Annotated in this window: 16 protein-coding genes; all 16 read right to left on the reverse strand. The window is 60.1% G+C overall.

Annotation, left to right across the window (positions count from 1 at the left end; genetic code table 11):
• Positions 1-140: 140 nt before the first annotated feature.
• The 16 genes from WIT60_RS02755 to rpsB all read right to left on the reverse strand — a co-directional run bounded on the left by WIT60_RS02755 (position 141) and on the right by rpsB (position 15,704).
• Positions 141-995, reverse strand: coding sequence for a TrmH family RNA methyltransferase (locus WIT60_RS02755; RefSeq protein ID WP_339582427.1), 855 nt, complete (start codon positions 993-995; stop codon positions 141-143).
• Positions 996-1,012: 17 nt separating this feature from the next.
• A complete protein-coding gene (rnhB, locus tag WIT60_RS02760; RefSeq protein ID WP_339582428.1) occupies positions 1,013-1,699 on the reverse strand; it encodes a ribonuclease HII in 687 nt (228 codons plus the stop codon).
• Positions 1,668-2,849, reverse strand: coding sequence for a lipid-A-disaccharide synthase (gene lpxB, locus WIT60_RS02765; RefSeq protein WP_339582429.1), 1,182 nt, complete (start codon positions 2,847-2,849; stop codon positions 1,668-1,670). The genes rnhB and lpxB overlap by 32 nt, the downstream gene beginning before the upstream one ends.
• Positions 2,850-2,853: 4 nt before the next feature.
• Complete coding sequence (lpxA, locus tag WIT60_RS02770) at positions 2,854-3,642, reverse strand: acyl-ACP--UDP-N-acetylglucosamine O-acyltransferase (protein ID WP_339582430.1); 789 nt, start codon at positions 3,640-3,642, stop codon at positions 2,854-2,856.
• Between the two features lie 7 nt (positions 3,643-3,649).
• Positions 3,650-4,090, reverse strand: a complete 441-nt coding sequence (gene fabZ, locus WIT60_RS02775; RefSeq protein WP_339582733.1) for a 3-hydroxyacyl-ACP dehydratase FabZ — start codon at positions 4,088-4,090, stop codon at positions 3,650-3,652.
• Positions 4,087-5,121 (reverse strand): UDP-3-O-(3-hydroxymyristoyl)glucosamine N-acyltransferase, encoded by a 1,035-nt coding sequence (lpxD, locus tag WIT60_RS02780; RefSeq protein ID WP_339582431.1) that lies wholly within the window; start codon positions 5,119-5,121, stop codon positions 4,087-4,089. Before lpxD ends, fabZ begins: the two co-directional genes overlap by 4 nt.
• 5 nt (positions 5,122-5,126) lie before the next feature.
• On the reverse strand, positions 5,127-5,639 hold the full coding sequence (locus WIT60_RS02785; protein ID WP_339582432.1) for an OmpH/Skp family outer membrane protein: 513 nt from the start codon (positions 5,637-5,639) through the stop codon (positions 5,127-5,129).
• 2 nt (positions 5,640-5,641) lie between these two features.
• Positions 5,642-7,930, reverse strand: a complete 2,289-nt coding sequence (gene bamA, locus WIT60_RS02790) for an outer membrane protein assembly factor BamA (RefSeq protein ID WP_339582433.1) — start codon at positions 7,928-7,930, stop codon at positions 5,642-5,644.
• Between the two features lie 25 nt (positions 7,931-7,955).
• Positions 7,956-9,356: an RIP metalloprotease RseP gene (gene rseP, locus WIT60_RS02795; RefSeq protein ID WP_339582734.1), complete on the reverse strand. Its 1,401-nt coding sequence runs from the start codon at positions 9,354-9,356 to the stop codon at positions 7,956-7,958.
• A 49-nt stretch (positions 9,357-9,405) separates the two neighbouring features.
• The gene (gene ispC, locus WIT60_RS02800) at positions 9,406-10,614 is read right to left on the reverse strand and encodes a 1-deoxy-D-xylulose-5-phosphate reductoisomerase (protein ID WP_339582434.1); all 1,209 of its coding nucleotides are present in this window, start codon (positions 10,612-10,614) and stop codon (positions 9,406-9,408) included.
• Positions 10,607-11,533, reverse strand: a complete 927-nt coding sequence (locus WIT60_RS02805) for a phosphatidate cytidylyltransferase (RefSeq protein ID WP_339582435.1) — start codon at positions 11,531-11,533, stop codon at positions 10,607-10,609. Before WIT60_RS02805 ends, ispC begins: the two co-directional genes overlap by 8 nt.
• Positions 11,534-11,535: 2 nt before the next feature.
• Positions 11,536-12,312: a polyprenyl diphosphate synthase gene (gene uppS, locus WIT60_RS02810; RefSeq protein WP_339582436.1), complete on the reverse strand. Its 777-nt coding sequence runs from the start codon at positions 12,310-12,312 to the stop codon at positions 11,536-11,538.
• Between the two features lie 118 nt (positions 12,313-12,430).
• The gene (frr, locus tag WIT60_RS02815; protein ID WP_339582437.1) at positions 12,431-12,991 is read right to left on the reverse strand and encodes a ribosome recycling factor; all 561 of its coding nucleotides are present in this window, start codon (positions 12,989-12,991) and stop codon (positions 12,431-12,433) included.
• A gap of 63 nt (positions 12,992-13,054) precedes the next feature.
• Positions 13,055-13,765 carry a UMP kinase gene (gene pyrH, locus WIT60_RS02820; protein ID WP_339582438.1) on the reverse strand — a complete coding sequence of 237 codons (711 nt, stop codon included), beginning with the start codon at positions 13,763-13,765 and terminating at the stop codon, positions 13,055-13,057.
• A 191-nt stretch (positions 13,766-13,956) separates the two neighbouring features.
• Positions 13,957-14,853, reverse strand: a complete 897-nt coding sequence (tsf, locus tag WIT60_RS02825) for a translation elongation factor Ts (RefSeq protein ID WP_339582439.1) — start codon at positions 14,851-14,853, stop codon at positions 13,957-13,959.
• 107 nt (positions 14,854-14,960) lie between these two features.
• A complete protein-coding gene (gene rpsB / locus WIT60_RS02830) occupies positions 14,961-15,704 on the reverse strand; it encodes a 30S ribosomal protein S2 (RefSeq protein WP_339582440.1) in 744 nt (247 codons plus the stop codon).
• Between the last annotated feature and the right edge of the window lie 9 nt (positions 15,705-15,713).

The raw sequence follows: 15,713 nt of genomic DNA on the forward strand, positions 1-15,713 counted from the left end.
GCCGCACCGACCCAAGAGGGCCGCGCGGCGTGTGTCAAACTTCGGAACATTGTAGGGTGTTCATCCGGACTACCCCGGCCCTGAAATCCATTCCGCCCACAGGGCATCGGTCAGCCGATGGCGGTCTGGGCGGGCAAGCATCACAAGCGTCGGCGCATCGACTCGTAGAGGCAAACAGCCGCGGCGGCGGCGACGTTGAGCGACTCCTCGCCCCCCGGCTGCGGAATGGCCACTTTCAGGGCGCACTGGCGCATCACGGCCTCACCCACCCCCTGTCCTTCGTGCCCCATCACCCAGGCGCAAGGCTCCGGCAAGGCGACGGTCGGCAGCAGGTGCTCGGTGTGCGAACTGGTCGCCACCAGGGGGATCTGCAAGTCAACCAGGGCCTCTGGCAAGACCTGCTCGACCAGATGCAAGGCGAAATGCGCGCCCATGCCAGCCCGCAGCACCTTGGGCGACCACAAACCCGCCGTGCCCTTGAGTGCCACCACCTGCACCACACCCATGGCCGATGCACTGCGCAAAATGCTGCCCACGTTGCCGGCATCCTGTACCCGGTCGAGCACGACGGTGGGCACGCCCGCTCGCAGGGAGCTCTCGGGAGCCTCGGCCGGCGATCGGGCCAGCACGAAGCCGATTCGGGCCGGGGACTCCAGGCCAGTGAACATCTTCCACAGGGAGTCTGGGACGACCACGACCTTCTCTGCCTGTCGCGCCAAGGCGCTCAGACGCACAGCCTGCGCATCGGCCCCGGATGCCATGCCATGCTCGCCCAGCCAGGCAGTCTCGGCCACCACGGCGAGGCCGACCTCGATGCCACGCTTCAGGCAGGCATCGCACAGGTGATCGCCCTCCAGCCAGACCTCACCCTGCTTGCGGTAAGCCACCGGGTCCTGGCTGAGACGCCGCAAGCGCTGCACCAAGGGGTTGTCACGCGAGGTGACCAACTGGGTGCTGCGCAGGCGGGCGGGACGCTGTAGGAGGGAATCGGTCATATCAGGAAAGAACGAAGTCAACGTGCCGCCGCAGCCAACGGGTCGGCGGTGCCGGCCAGTGCCAGCTTGACGGGACCAAAGGTGCGTCGGTGCGCGGGCGTGGCGCCGTGCTCGCGCAATGCGGCCAGATGCGCCGCCGTGGGGTAGCCCTTGTGCACCTCAAATCCATATTGAGGGTACGCGTCGTGCAATTGCGTGCACAGGTGGTCGCGGTGCACCTTGGCCAGGATGGACGCCGCCGAAATGGCCTGCACCTTCGCATCGCCCTTGACGATGGCCTGCGCGGGCACGTTCAACACAGGAATTCGGTTGCCATCCACCAGCACCATGGCCGGCTTGAGGCGCAATCCCTCCACCGCGCGCCGCATGGCCAGCATCGTGGCCTGCAAGATGTTGAGCGCGTCAATCTCCTCGACGCTGGCCTCGGCAATGCAGCAGCACAGCGCCTTGGCACGGATTTCATCGTACAGGCTGTCACGCCGACGGGCAGTGAGCTTCTTCGAATCGGCCAGCCCGGCAATCGGCTGCAGGTCATCGAGGATGACGGCTGCGGCCACGACCGGTCCGGCCAAGGGACCACGGCCCGCCTCATCCACCCCGGCCATCAACCCCACGGCGTCCATGGGCCAGAGCAGATCCAGCTGGAACGGCGCCTCGTTGGCATGAGCCCGATCAGCGCGTTTCGATGACTTGGGCGATGGCATCACTGGCGGCGCGAGCCGTATCCTGTTTCAGCTGGTGATGAAGTTCAAGGAAGCGCTGCTGTACCGAGGTCGCACGTGCAGGCTGATCCAGCCACGCGAGCACGTCGGCAGCAAGCTGAGCCGGATTGGCATCGTGCTGCAAGCGCTCGGGCACGACCGAATCCGACAGCAGGATGTTCGGCAACCCCACCCACGGCAAATAAGCCATGCGCTTCATGATCTGCCAGCTCAAGCCGCTGATCTTGTAGGCAATGACCATCGGACGCTTGAACAATGCGGCCTCCAAAGTGGCCGTGCCGCTGGCGATCAAGGTGACATCGCAGGCTGCCAAGGCTTCGTGCGAGCGGCCATCCAACAAGGTCAGCGGCGCATCTGGCGCGTGCTCACGCACCAGGGGTTCGACCATTTCACGCAGCCCCGGCACCACCGGCAGCACAAAGCGCAAATCGGGACGCTGTCTGCTCAGCAAGGCCACCGTTTGCAAGAATGCGGGTGTGTTGTGCTGTACCTCACCGCGACGACTCCCCGGCAACACGGCCACCAGAGGAACCTGATCGTCCATACCGAGGCTTTGTCGTGACGCCACACGGGGCACTTCAATCGGAATGGTGTCAGCCAAGGGGTGTCCGACGAACGTGGCGGCAATGCCCTTGGCATGGTAGAGCGCAGGCTCGAACGGAAACAGGCAGAGCATGTGATCCACCGAGCGATGGATCTTGTTGATGCGACCACCACGCCACGCCCAGATGGACGGACTGACGAAGTGAACGGTCTTGATGCCAGCCGCCTTGAGGCGCGCCTCCAGACCCAGATTGAAGTCAGGCGCATCGACTCCGACAAACACATCCGGGCGCTCGGTCAACAAGCGATCACCCAGTGCCTTGCGGATGTTCCAGATTTCACGGAAGCGGCGCAGCACTTCCATATTGAATCCATGAACAGCCAGCCTCTCGTAGGTCCACCAAGGCTCAAATCCATGCGCCGCCATGCGTGGCCCGCCTATGCCTGCCGAGGTCAGGCCCGGCCAGCGTTGGTGCAAACCTCCCAGCAACAAGCCAGCCAGCAGATCACCGGAGGTTTCTCCTGCCACCATGGCCACATACGGCGCGCGCCCCTCTGCGCCCGGAGCAAAATCGAAAGGCCCGCCCATGCGCTTACCGCACAATGCCGCGGTCAGCCTGCGCGAGGAACGCCAACATCTGATCGATGTCACCATCTGCCTCGGGCGTCTGACCGCGCAGTGCCACGATCTCGGCCTTGGCCGCCTCCAGGGTCAAGCCCTTGCGGTACAGCAAGCGGTACATCTGCTTGAGCATGCTCAACCGCTCCGGAGAGAAGCCGCGACGGCGTGGGCCCTCCTGGTGCACGTTCTGCGCCTGAGCCGGGTTGCCGGCCGCAACCACGAAAGGCGGCAGATCTTGCGACAGGCGGGTCTGAAAGCCCAACATCGCAAAATCGCCGATGCGGACAAACTGGTGGATGCCACTGATGCCACCGATCAAGGTGTAGTTGCCGACCGTCACGTGACCAGCAAACTGCACCGAATTGGCAATGACGTTGTGATCACCGATCACACAGTCATGCGCCACGTGCACATAAGCCATGATCCAGTTGTCATTGCCGACCTGGGTGAAGGCCTTGTCCTGCACCGTGCCCGTGTTGAAGGTAGTGAACTCGCGAATGGTGTTGCGGTCACCGATGATCAATCGCGTGGGCTCGCCTTTGTACTTCTTGTCCTGTGGGTCAGCACCCAAGGAAGCAAACTGGAAGATCTTGTTGTCACGACCGATGGTGGTGTGCCCCTCGATCACACAGTGCGCACCAATGCTGGAGCCTTCACCGATACACACGTTCGGACCAATGGTCGTGAACGGCCCCACAGTGACGGAGTCAGCCAACTGCGCCTGCGGATCGACGATGGCGCTGGGATGGATGTTCGCCATCTGCGCCTCAGGACACCTTGCGCACGGTGCACATCAGTTGCGCCGACACGGCCAATTCTTCGCCCACGAAAGCCTGGGCATTGAACTTGTAGATGCCGCCCTTGTTACGGTCCATCTGCACGTCCAGGAACAGCTGGTCACCCGGCTCAACGGGACGCTTGAAGCGAGCGCCATCAATGCCCACAAAGTAATAGACGGAGTTCTCGTCCACACCTTCACCCTGGGTTTCAAACGCCAGCAAGGCAGCGGTCTGCGCCAAGGCTTCCAGCATCAACACACCCGGCATCACCGGGCGATTGGGGAAATGCCCCTGGAAGAACGGCTCGTTGATCGTCACGTTCTTCAGTGCACGAATGCGAACGTTCTTTTCGACTTCCAGCACGCGGTCCACCAGCAGAAACGGGTAACGGTGCGGGAGCTTTTGAAGAATCTTGTGGATGTCCATCAGCTTTTCACTTGCTTTTCTAAGGTTCGGATACGGTCACGCAAGGCGTGGAGTTGGCGCAGGGTCGCTGCGTTCTTCTCCCAGGATGCGTTCTCGTCAAAGGGGAAGGCGCCACTGTACAAGCCCGGCTTGAGCACAGAGCGCGAAATCAGGGTGCCAGACGACACGTGCACATTGTCCGCCAAGGTGAGGTGGCCCAGGATCATGCCAGCACCGCCGACCGTGCAATGCTTACCGATGCGAGCGCTGCCTGCCACCCCGACGCAGCCGGCCATGGCTGAATGTTCGCCAACGTGGACGTTGTGGGCGATTTGGACGAGGTTGTCGAGCTTGACACCGTTTTCAATCACCGTGTCATCCAGGGCACCACGATCCACACAGGTGTTGGCGCCCAACTCCACGTCATCCCCGATGCGCACCGCACCGAGTTGTTCGATTTTCTCCCAACGTCCCTGGTTGGGGGCAAAACCGAAACCGTCTGCGCCAATGACCACGCCGCTGTGGAAAACACACCGCGCGCCGACCACACAATCAAAGCCCACGGTTACCTGGGGTGCCAAACGCGTGTGTGCGCCAATGCGCGCGCGTGCGCCCACGTGGCATTGGGCGCCAATCAGAGCGCCCTCCTCGACGATCGCGCCGGCCTCGATCACAGCCAGCGGGCCAATGCTGACGTCAGGACCGATCACCGCAGTGGCATCGACGACGGCAGACGGATGAACGCCAGCGACTGGACGGGGACGCACGCGGCGTGACCACCACTGAGTCAGTCGGGCAAAATAGAGGTATGGGTCGTCCGTGACGATGGCCGCACCTCTTGCAACAGCCTCGGCTTGCGCAGCCGGACTCACGATCACGCACGCAGCCTGGGTGGTTGCCAACTGGCTGCGATATTTCGGATTGGACAAGAAGGCAATGGCATCAGGCTTGTCGCCATCGAGTGGCCCGATATGTCGGATCACCCGCCCCGCATCACCAAGCAGGGTTCCGCCTAACTCGGCAACCAGTTGGCCGAGCGTCACGTTCTCAGACATGGCACTCACTTACCCGATCCGCTGTTCATCGCCTTGATGACCTTATCGGTGATGTCCACACGGGGGCTGAAAAACACGGCTTCCTGCAGGATCAGATCGTACTTCTCTTGGTCGAAAATCTGCTTGACCACACGCTGAGCCCTGTCCAACACCATGGCGAGCTCCTCGTTCTTGCGCTGATTCAGATCCTCCTGGAATTCACGACGCTTGCGCTGCAACTCGCGGTCTTGCTCAACCAGATCACGTTGACGACGACTGCGCTCGGATTCACCAAGCGTCGGGGCGTCTTTCTCAAATCGCTCGGTCGCACTCTTGAGCCGCGTGGCCGTGTCGGTCAGATCCTTCTCGCGGCGTGTGAATTCGCTTTCCAGCTTGGCCTGCGCCGCCTTGGCCGGAGAGGCATCACGCAGCACCCGGTCCAGATTGACATAGCCAATCTTGAGCTCCTGCCCATGCGCGAGCAAGGCCGAGCCACACAGCAGGCTGCCCAGCAGAAATTTCTTGAGTGGCGAGGTCATGGTCAGAATGCCGTACCGATCTGGAACTGAAGGCGTTGAATTTTATCTTGGTCCTGGTAACGGAAGGGCTTGCCGTAACTCAGCTTGAGCGGCCCCACAGGAGACACCCAGCTGATACCGACACCAACCGAGGCACGCACATCGCTGAAACTCATCGAGTCTTTTTCACCCCAGACGTTACCCGCATCCATGTAACCGAACAAGCGCAAAGTGCGATCGTTGCCCGCTCCCGGGAAGGGCACATACAACTCTGCGTTGACGTTCACACGGCGATTGCCGCCGACATAGGAGCCTTCAATGTCCAAAGGACCCAGAGAGTTTTGCTCAAACCCCCGCACGGTGCCCAGACCACCGCCATAGAAGTTCTTGAAGACGGGGTATGGCTTGCCCGACAGTCCCTTGCCATAGCCGACTTCCGTGTTCAAACCCAATGTGAACCGGTTGGAAAGGGGAATGAACTGTTGGAACTGATAGTCGCCACGCAAATAGCGGGTATCGCCTGCCACACCCAACTCCAGGTTCAGGCGCTGATAACGGCCGCGCGTAGGAGCAATGAGACTGTCACGAGCATCGCGTGACCAACCCACCGTCAAGGGCACGGACAGGCTGGTCTCGCCAAACGTGTCACGATACAGTCGATAGCTGACAGGCAGACCTGTGTCTCCCTTGATGGATGTTTGCTCTACACCCGCGCCGAAAAACACAGTGTCGAACTCTGTGAAGGGCACACCAAATCTGACTGCCCCCCCGGGCGTCACGATCTTGTAGTCCCCACCCTGGGTGTTCAGCGGACGGGAAGTTCTGTAATACAAGTCATACGAGCGAGACACGCCATCGTCCGTGAAATACGGATCCACGGTGCTGACCACGATGGTGCGGTTGTACTTGCTGGTATTGAGATCAATCCCCAGATAGTTCCCTGTACCGAAGACGTTGTCTTGCTTGACGGATGCCGTCAAGGTGAACTTCTCTGCGCTGGAAAAACCAGCCCCCAACATCAAGTTCCCAGTCGGCTTCTCCTCGACCGTGATGGTGAGGTCCACCTGATCGGCGGTACCTGGCACTTCGACGGTTTCGATGTCCACCGCCTTGAAGTAGCCAAGGCGGTCGACGCGATCGCGCGACAGTTTGATCTTCTGTCCGTCATACCACGCTGCCTCAAACTGACGGAATTCGCGACGAATCACCTCATCGCGGGTACGCGAGTTACCCGCCACGTTCACACGGCGGACGTAAACACGGCGCTGAGGCTGAGCCACCAACACCGCGACGGCTTGACCCTTGGCTCTATCGAGCTCCGGGCGGAAGTCCACCCGTGCAAACGCATAACCAAACGCCGCAAAGCGATCGGTAAAGGCCTTGGTGGTCGCGGCAACAGCATCAGCACGGTAGGCTTCACCTGGCTCGATGGTGACGAGTTTGCGGAACTCCTCTTCCTTGCCAAGGTACTCTCCCTCTAGGCGTACGCCGGTGACCACATAGCGAGGACCTTCACTCACACTGATCGCGATCGAGATGTCCTGCTTGTCGGGTGAAATCACGACCTGAGCGGACTCGATCTTGAACTCAAGATAGCCACGATTGAGGTAATAAGCCTTGATCGTCTCCAGGTCAGCGTTCAGCTTTGCACGTGCGTACTGATCGGACTTGGTATACCAAGTCAACCAACCGCCCTTGGTGAGGTCCATCTGGGAAATCAGCGTGCTCTCCGAGAAGGCCTGATTACCTGTGATGCGGATGCTCTTGATCTTGGTGACCTCACCCTCGGTCACGGTGAAGGTCACGTTGACGCGATTGCGCTCGGTCGGGGTGATGGTAGTGATGACCTCCACGCCATACAGACTGCGGGTGAGGTATTGACGCTTCAACTCCTGCTCTGCACGGTCGGCCAATGCCCGATCGAAAGGTTGCCCCTCACCGATGCCAATGTCCTTGAGCGCCTTGACCAGTACATCCTTGTCGAACTCCTTGGTCCCGACAAACTCCACACGTGAGATCACGGGGCGTTCTTCCACCACCACGACGACCACGTTCCCGTCCACCTGGATGCGCACATCCTTGAACAGTCCAGTGGCAAACAGCGCGCGCAGCCCCGCTGAACCCTTGTCGTCGGTATAGGTGTCGCCCACGCGAAATGGCAATGAAGCAAACACCGTTCCGGCGTCGGCGCGCTGCAGCCCCTCCACGCGGATGTCTTTCAGCACAAAAGGTTCAACCGCCCAGGCGGACTGAAACAGGGAGGCTGCCATCAGGGCAGCGAGCAGGGTCGGTTTGAACCGCACAGCAGTCATGAAAGGGCTTTGCATGCAGGAAAACTCAGTGCGCGCCAAGCAGGCGCGCCAAGTCGTTGTAGAGGGCCAGCGACATCATTGCGAGCATGATGGCCACGCCACCCCGCTGCAATCGTTCCAGCCAGATATCGGAAACTGGCCGGCCCGTGACGCCTTCGAAAAGATAATACATGAGGTGTCCACCATCGAGGACGGGGAGCGGAAGCAAGTTGAGCACGCCCAGGCTTACACTGACCAAGGCCAGGAACCCAACGTAGTAAACCCAGCCCATCTCCGCAGAACGACCAGCATAGTCTGCAATCGTCAGCGGTCCACTGAGGTTTTGCAATGACGCCTCCCCGATCAGCATCTTGCCCAACATACTGAGGCTCATCACCGACACGTCCCACGTCTTGCTGGCTGCCTTGGTCAAACCCTCGACCAAGCCGTAACGCACCTCCACAGTGGCAGGCATGCTGCCCAGCGCAGCCTCGATGCGTGGAACACGCTGGCCCTTGACCTCGGTCATGACCGGCATGAGGTTCACGGGCATGGTCTGCCCTGCCCGCTCAACCACCAAAGATACTTGACGTGCCGCCCCGTCGAGTTGGCTGCCGCGGATGATTTGACGCAGTTGCCCGGCATCAGCAGGCGGCACGCCATTGATCGATACCACCCGATCACCTGCCCGCAGGCCAGCCTTCGCGGCAGGCCCACCTGGCAATACCTCTGCGATCAAAGGCTCAGCGTAGGGTCCATTCAAACCCACGCGGTCCAGCAATCGCCCATCCACTTCTGCCGCCGGTATCCGGCTCAGCTGCAGCACCAGACTGCGACGCTCTGTGACGGGCCCCTGCGCTTCGGCACGCGACGCCACCTGCAGGCGCACATCCTGACCCGCCAACGCCGCCTGGATGAACAGCCACTGGAGGTCGGTCATCGAGCGCACCTCATGCTGAGACGCATCGCTGTTGGATACACCGGCCTGGAGCATCTCCAAGCTGACAATTTCGTCACCAGACTGCAACCCTGCGTCTGCTGCCAGACTCCCGGCGCGAGGCTGCGCCAGCCATGGGCGCAACTCTTCCACGCCAGACCAATTGACACCTGCGTACAGCAGCACGGCCAACAACAAATTGGCCAAAGGCCCCGCCGCCACGACGAATGCCCGCTGGCGCAGGGGCTTGCGATTGAACGCACGATCCCGTTCGGCGGGTGCCACAGGACCTTCGCGTTCATCCAACATCTTGACGTAGCCACCCAACGGCAAGGCCGAGATCACGAACTCGGTCTCGCCACGTTGCCGACGCCACAACACGTGCCCGAACCCCACCGAAAATCTCAGCACCTTGACGTCACACGCCAAGGCTGCACGGTAATGGCCGTACTCGTGAATCACAACCAAAACGCCAATCGTCACCAGAAAGGACAGCACGGTCATCAACATCGTCATGCTCCTGAATCACAGCGAAAGATTGAACTGGACATCTTGCGTATCAAGCGGCCAAGCTCGCCACGACCGATGCCGCGAGACGACGCGCCTGCGCATCCAGATCCAGCAACCCCTCAACCGTGCTGATGTCGGCGTCCGACAACCGACAATCGGACAGAGACTGCAGGTTCACACTGTGAATCTGATCAAAGCGAATGCGCCTGTCCAAAAATGCCTCAACCGCCATTTCATTGGCGGCATTGAGCACACATGTGCTACCAGCCGGCCCTTGGAGCGTCTCCCACGCCAACTGCAGACCCGGGTAGCGACGGGAGTCAGCGTCTTCAAAAGTCAGTGCACTCAGGCGAGTGAAGTCCAATAACTCCGCTCCCGACTCGATGCGTTCCGGCCATGACAAACCGTACGCAATCGGTACACGCATGTCCGGGGTGCCCATTTGCGCCAACACCGAACGATCCCGGCAAACGACCATGGAGTGAATGATGCTCTGCGGGTGCAGCACCACGCGAATCTGCTTGGGTTGCAGATTGAACAGCCACCGAGCTTCGATGACCTCCAAAGCCTTGTTCATCATCGTGGCCGAATCTACCGAAATCTTGCGCCCCATGACCCAGTTCGGGTGCGCACACGCCTGCTCAGGGGTGATCTGAGAAAAGGTAGCAAGATCGCGCTGACGAAATGGCCCGCCAGAGGCAGTCAGGACAATGTGGTCGATGCGTGAACGCCAAGAGGAGGTGTCTTCCGGCAAGCACTGAAAAATGGCTGAGTGTTCACTGTCGATGGGCAACAAAGTGGCGCCAGCCTCGTCCACAGCCTTCATGAACATCTCACCGCCGACCACCAGCGCTTCTTTGTTGGCCAACAACAGACGCTTGCCCGCGCGAGCGGCCGCCAAGCAAGGCGCCAAGCCTGCTGCCCCGACAATCGCCCCCATCACCACATCCACGTCAGGGTGTGCGGCAACTTGGTTCAAAGCCTCCGAGCCACTGAGGATCTCGGTCCGCAAGCCAGACTCCTTCACTTTGGCCCGCAGTCGCGACGCGAAAGCTTCATCTGGCATCACCGCATAGGCTGGACGCCACTGCAAACATTGCGCCCACAACTCATCGACACGCGACGCGCCTGTCAGAGCCCACACTTCAAAGTGGTCCGGGTGGCGGGAAAGCACGTCGAGCGTGTTGGTCCCAATGGAGCCCGTGGACCCCAAAATACATACACGCTGACGACGAGAAGATGACGCTGAATCAAGCATGGCACAAAGTCAGAACAGCCAAAGACAATGGCAGGGTAGGCAGCAATGCGTCGATGCGATCCAAAACACCGCCATGTCCTGGCAGCAATTGGCTGCTGTCCTTCACACCGGCTTGCCGTTTAACGAGCGATTCAAACAGATCACCCACAACGCTCATGCCGACAAGTAACATCAGCGCCAACAACATCCCCAAGGGCCCCAAACCCATCCATAAGCGGCTGTACAAACTGGGAGAGTCCACACCGAGGCTTGCGTCGGCCCACATCCACAGGCCCGCCAATACGCAAACGGCCACCATGCCGCTCCAGACGCCCTCCCAGCTTTTGCCAGGGCTGATGCTGGGCGCCAACTTGCGCCGACCCAAAGCACGACCGCCAAAGTAAGCCCCGATGTCTGCTGCCCATACGAGGCACAGCACTGACAAGAGAAAGTTCAGTCCTTGGGCCTTGCTCTCAACCAACGCCAACCACGCCACCACCAGTAACAGCAGCCCCAACAAACGACGCCAGAAGTCGGAAACGCGCTTCCAATGCGTGTTGCCGTAGCGTAGGACAACCGCCCCGCCAAGGACCCACAGCAAACATGCGAACGCCCAGACTCCGCTGGGCACATGGAAACCAGCCAGCGGCATTCCCCAGCCATGAACATGTGGATGCACATTGAGTCCGTTGTCGAGCACGGTACTGGCCCATACCGGCAAACCGACAACCTGCGCCGCATAGACGCAGCCCCCTGCCACCGCCGCCCCCGTCAACCAGGCACGAGCCCCCGGCGCATCGTTCAGACGCGACCACTCCCAACCGGCGGCCGTGATGAACACGAGTGTCAGCGCCGAAAAAGGCCACGCCAACTCATTGAGCAAACTGGCCAGCAAAATGGCAGCCAGAACCAGTGCCGTGATGACACGTTGTTTGAGCATGGTCAGCTCTCCCTGGATGCGGCGAGCACATCGTCAAAACCACCCACTGCGCCCTCAGCCTCACCCGACGCACCCACATCACCGAACCGTCTCTCACGATCTGCGTAACTTGCGATGGCTCGGTCGAGTTCCGCTTCATCAAAGTCGGGCCACAGACAGTCGGTGAAATAAAACTCAGCGTAAGCGCTTTGCCAAAGCAAGAAGTTGGATAAACGTACTTCGCCCCCCGTACGAATCAACAGATCCGGGTCGGGTGCATAACTCATGGCCATGAACTGTGACAACACGCCTTCGTCCATTTCAGAAGGTTGAACACCTGCCTCCATCGCCTTGCGACAGGCCTGCACAATGTCCCAACGTCCGCCGTAATTGAAGGCAACGGTCAATACCAACTTGTCGCAGGTCGCCGATGATGCCTCGGCCTCCAGCAGCGCGGCGCGCACCTTCTCTGACACAGGCTGGAGATCACCCGCCACGCGAAAACGCACGCCTTCGGACTTGAGCTGGTTGAGGTGTTTGGACAAGGCCACCAACAGCAACCCCATCAGACCAGACACTTCCTCCTCTGGGCGCTTCCAGTTCTCGGAAGAAAAGGCGAACACCGTCAAGTACCGGACACCGCGTCGGGAGGCTGCTCGCACGACATCCACCAGCGCATCAACACCCGCTTTGTGCCCCAGGCCACGGGGCATGAAACGCTTCCGAGCCCACCGACCATTGCCGTCCATCACAATGGCGACGTGGCACGGGACCGCCGCAGAACTGGAGATTGAAGCCATCTCAGATTGAATCCAGGAATGTGAGCGCGGGCCGCCAGAGCAGCCCGCGTGTCCGCAAACAGAACGAGGCGGTCAGACCGCCTCGGACGTGGTCGCCATTATGGCAAAGCGCGCAGCCTCAGACGGCCAGCACTTCGGCCTCCTTGGCCTGCACCAGCTTGTCGATTTCGGCAATCGTCTTGTCGGTCAGCTTCTGAACCTCATCCTGCGAGCGACGGTCATCATCTTCCGTGATTTCCTTGTCCTTGAGCAGACGCTTGGCGTGGTCGTTGGCGTCACGACGCAAGTTGCGCACGGCAATCTTGGCATCTTCCCCGGCAGACTTCACCACCTTGGTCAACTCCTTACGGCGCTCCTCTGTCAGGGGCGGCATCGGCACGCGAATCAGGTCGCCTTGCGAAGAAGGATTGAGGCCCAGGTCCGACTCGCGGATGGCCTTTTCAATCTTGGCGCCCATGCCTTTTTCCCAAGGCTGAACGCTGATGGTGCGCGCATCTTGCAGGGTCACGTTGGCCACCTGACTGATAGGCACCAAAGAGCCGTAGTACTCCACCTGCACCTGGTCCAAGATGCCTGGGTGCGCACGACCCGTGCGGATCTTCGACAACTCGACTTTGAAAGCCTCAATGGACTTGAGCATTTTCTGCTCGGCGTTCTTTTTGATTTCTGCGATGCTCATGAGAAGCTCCGTACGAAGGCCTGCGGCCAACTGACGCTTGAAAACGAGGAAGGAAGGACGGGCTCAGACGTGGACCAACGTGCCTTCGTCTTCCCCCAGCACGACGCGCTTGAGCGCACCTTGCTTGAAAATGGAAAATACCTTCAAAGGCAGATTCTGATCGCGACACAAGGCGAACGCCGTCGCATCGAGCACCTGCAGGTTCTTGATCAGGGCCTCATCAAACGTGATGCTGGCGTAGCGAGTGGCCGAAGGATCCTTCTTGGGGTCCGCAGTGTAAACGCCATCCACCTTGGTGGCCTTCAGCATGACCTCTGCACCGATTTCGGCGCCGCGCAACGCGGCAGCTGTGTCGGTCGTGAAGAAGGGATTGCCCGTGCCCGCTGCGAACACCACCACCTTGCCCTCTTCGAGGTACTGCAAGGCCTTGGGGCGAACGTACGGCTCAACCACCTGATCGATGCTGATGGCCGACATGACCCGTGCGGTCATACCTTCCTGGCGCATGGTGTCAGCCAAAGCCAGCGAGTTCATGACCGTGGCCAGCATGCCCATGTAATCGGCCGTGGCACGGTCCATGCCGACGGAACCACCTGCGACGCCGCGAAAAATGTTGCCACCACCAATGACCACCGCCACCTGGACACCCAGAGCGGTGACCTCCTGGATCTCCTTGACCATGCGCACAATGGTCGCCCGGTTGATGCCGTATGCATCATCGCCCATCAGGGCCTCACCGGAAAGTTTCAAGAGGATGCGCTTGTAGGCGGGCATGCAGATGTCCTTGGTGTTCTACTTGAGAAGCGAGACTGAAGGTTATCGCAAGTTTCAGTCTTCGCCAGCCATGTCAGGCTTTTTGAATACGTGATGGCGCGAAGGTTCCCCTTCTGCGCTCGCCATGCTCGCCCGGTGAACGTGCGACGCATAGCACAAGGGGGCCAGAAGCCCCCTTGTTTTGCTTCGGGTTACTGCCCCTTGGCTGCAGCCATGGTGGCTGCGACTTCAGCCGCGAAGTCGTCTTGCTTCTTCTCGATGCCCTCGCCGACCACAAACATGGTGAAGGACTTGACGGTCGTGTTCGTCGACTTCAGATACTGCTCAACGGTCTGCTTGCCGTCAGCAGCCTTCACGAAGACCTGGTTGAACAAGGAGACTTCCTTCAGATACTTCTGAACGGCACCTTCGATCATCTTGGTGGCGATGTCGGCAGGCTTACCGGATTCGGCAGCCTTGGCCGTGGCGACGCTGCGCTCGGTCTCGATCAAGTGGGCAGGCACGTCGGCGGACGACAGCGACACGGGCTTCATGGCGGCCACGTGCATGGCAACGTCCTTGGCAGCGACGTCGTCACCTTCGAATTCCACGACCACACCGATGCGGGCGCCGTGCAGATAGGCAGCCAGCTTGCCACCGTCAGCGTAGCGCTTGAAGCGACGGATGGTCATGTTTTCGCCGATCTTGCCGATCAGGCCCTTGCGAACTTCTTCGACCGTCGGGCCGAAACCGTCTTGCGACAGAGGCAGCTCGCCGATGGCGGCCACGTCAGCGGGGTTGTTCTTGGCAATCAGCTCGGCCACCGACTTGGCGAAAGCCAGGAAGGAGTCGTTCTTCGAGACGAAGTCGGTTTCGCAGTTGATTTCCACCAGAGCGCCGACGTTGCCGTCCACGGCAGCGGACACCACGCCTTCGGCGGTGACGCGCGAAGCAGCCTTGGAGGCCTTGCTGCCCAGCTTGACACGCAGAATCTCTTCTGCCTTGGCCATGTCGCCATCGGCCTCGGTCAGGGCCTTCTTGCACTCCATCATGGGAGCATCGGTCTTGGCGCGCAGTTCGGCGACCATGCTAGCGGTGATTGCAGCCATCAGCTTTCTCCGTTTGGTTCATGGGTGCGCCCGCAAAGGGCCACCACAAAAAAATTTGTTAAAAAAAGGGGCTGATCGTCAGCCCCTTCTTGTGAAGTCAAGGAGCCTTATTCGGCTTCGTTGACTTCGACGAACTCGTCGTCACCAGCAGCAGCGGCCACGACTTCGTTCACGGCGTTGGCCTTGCCTTCCAGGATGGCATCGGCCACGGCCTTGGCGTACAGTGCCACAGCCTTGGAAGAGTCATCGTTACCGGGGATGACGTAGTCAATGCCTTCGGGGGAGTGGTTGGTGTCCACCACGCCAATGACAGGGATGCCCAGCTTCTTGGCTTCGGCGATGGCGATCTTGTGGTAGCCAACGTCGATCACGAAGATGGCGTCAGGCAACACAGCCATGTCTTGAATGCCGCCGATGTCCTTTTCGAGCTTGGACAGCTCACGTTGGAACAGCAGGCCTTCCTTCTTCTTCAGGTTGTCCAGGCCGGTTTCGACCACAGCCTGCATGTCCTTCAGCTTCTTCAAGGAGCCCTTGACGGTCTTGAAGTTGGTCAGCATGCCGCCCAACCAACGCTGGTTGACGTAAGGCACGCCAGCGCGTTCAGCTTCCATGGCGATGGTGTCGCGCGACTGGCGCTTGGTGCCGACCATCATCACGGTGCCGCGACGAGCGGACAGCTGCTTGATGAACTTCAGTGCCTCTTCGAAGGCGGGCTGCGTCTTCTCAAGGTTGATGATGTGAATCTTGTTGCGATGACCAAAGATGTACGGGGCCATCTTGGGGTTCCAGAAGCGGGTTTGGTGACCGAAGTGGACACCGGCTTCCAGCATTTCGCGCATGGATACGGACATGGAGTGCTC

Origin of the sequence: Aquabacterium sp. G14 (assembly GCF_037482285.1) — a bacterium.
GTDB lineage: Bacteria > Pseudomonadota > Gammaproteobacteria > Burkholderiales > Burkholderiaceae_C > Aquabacterium.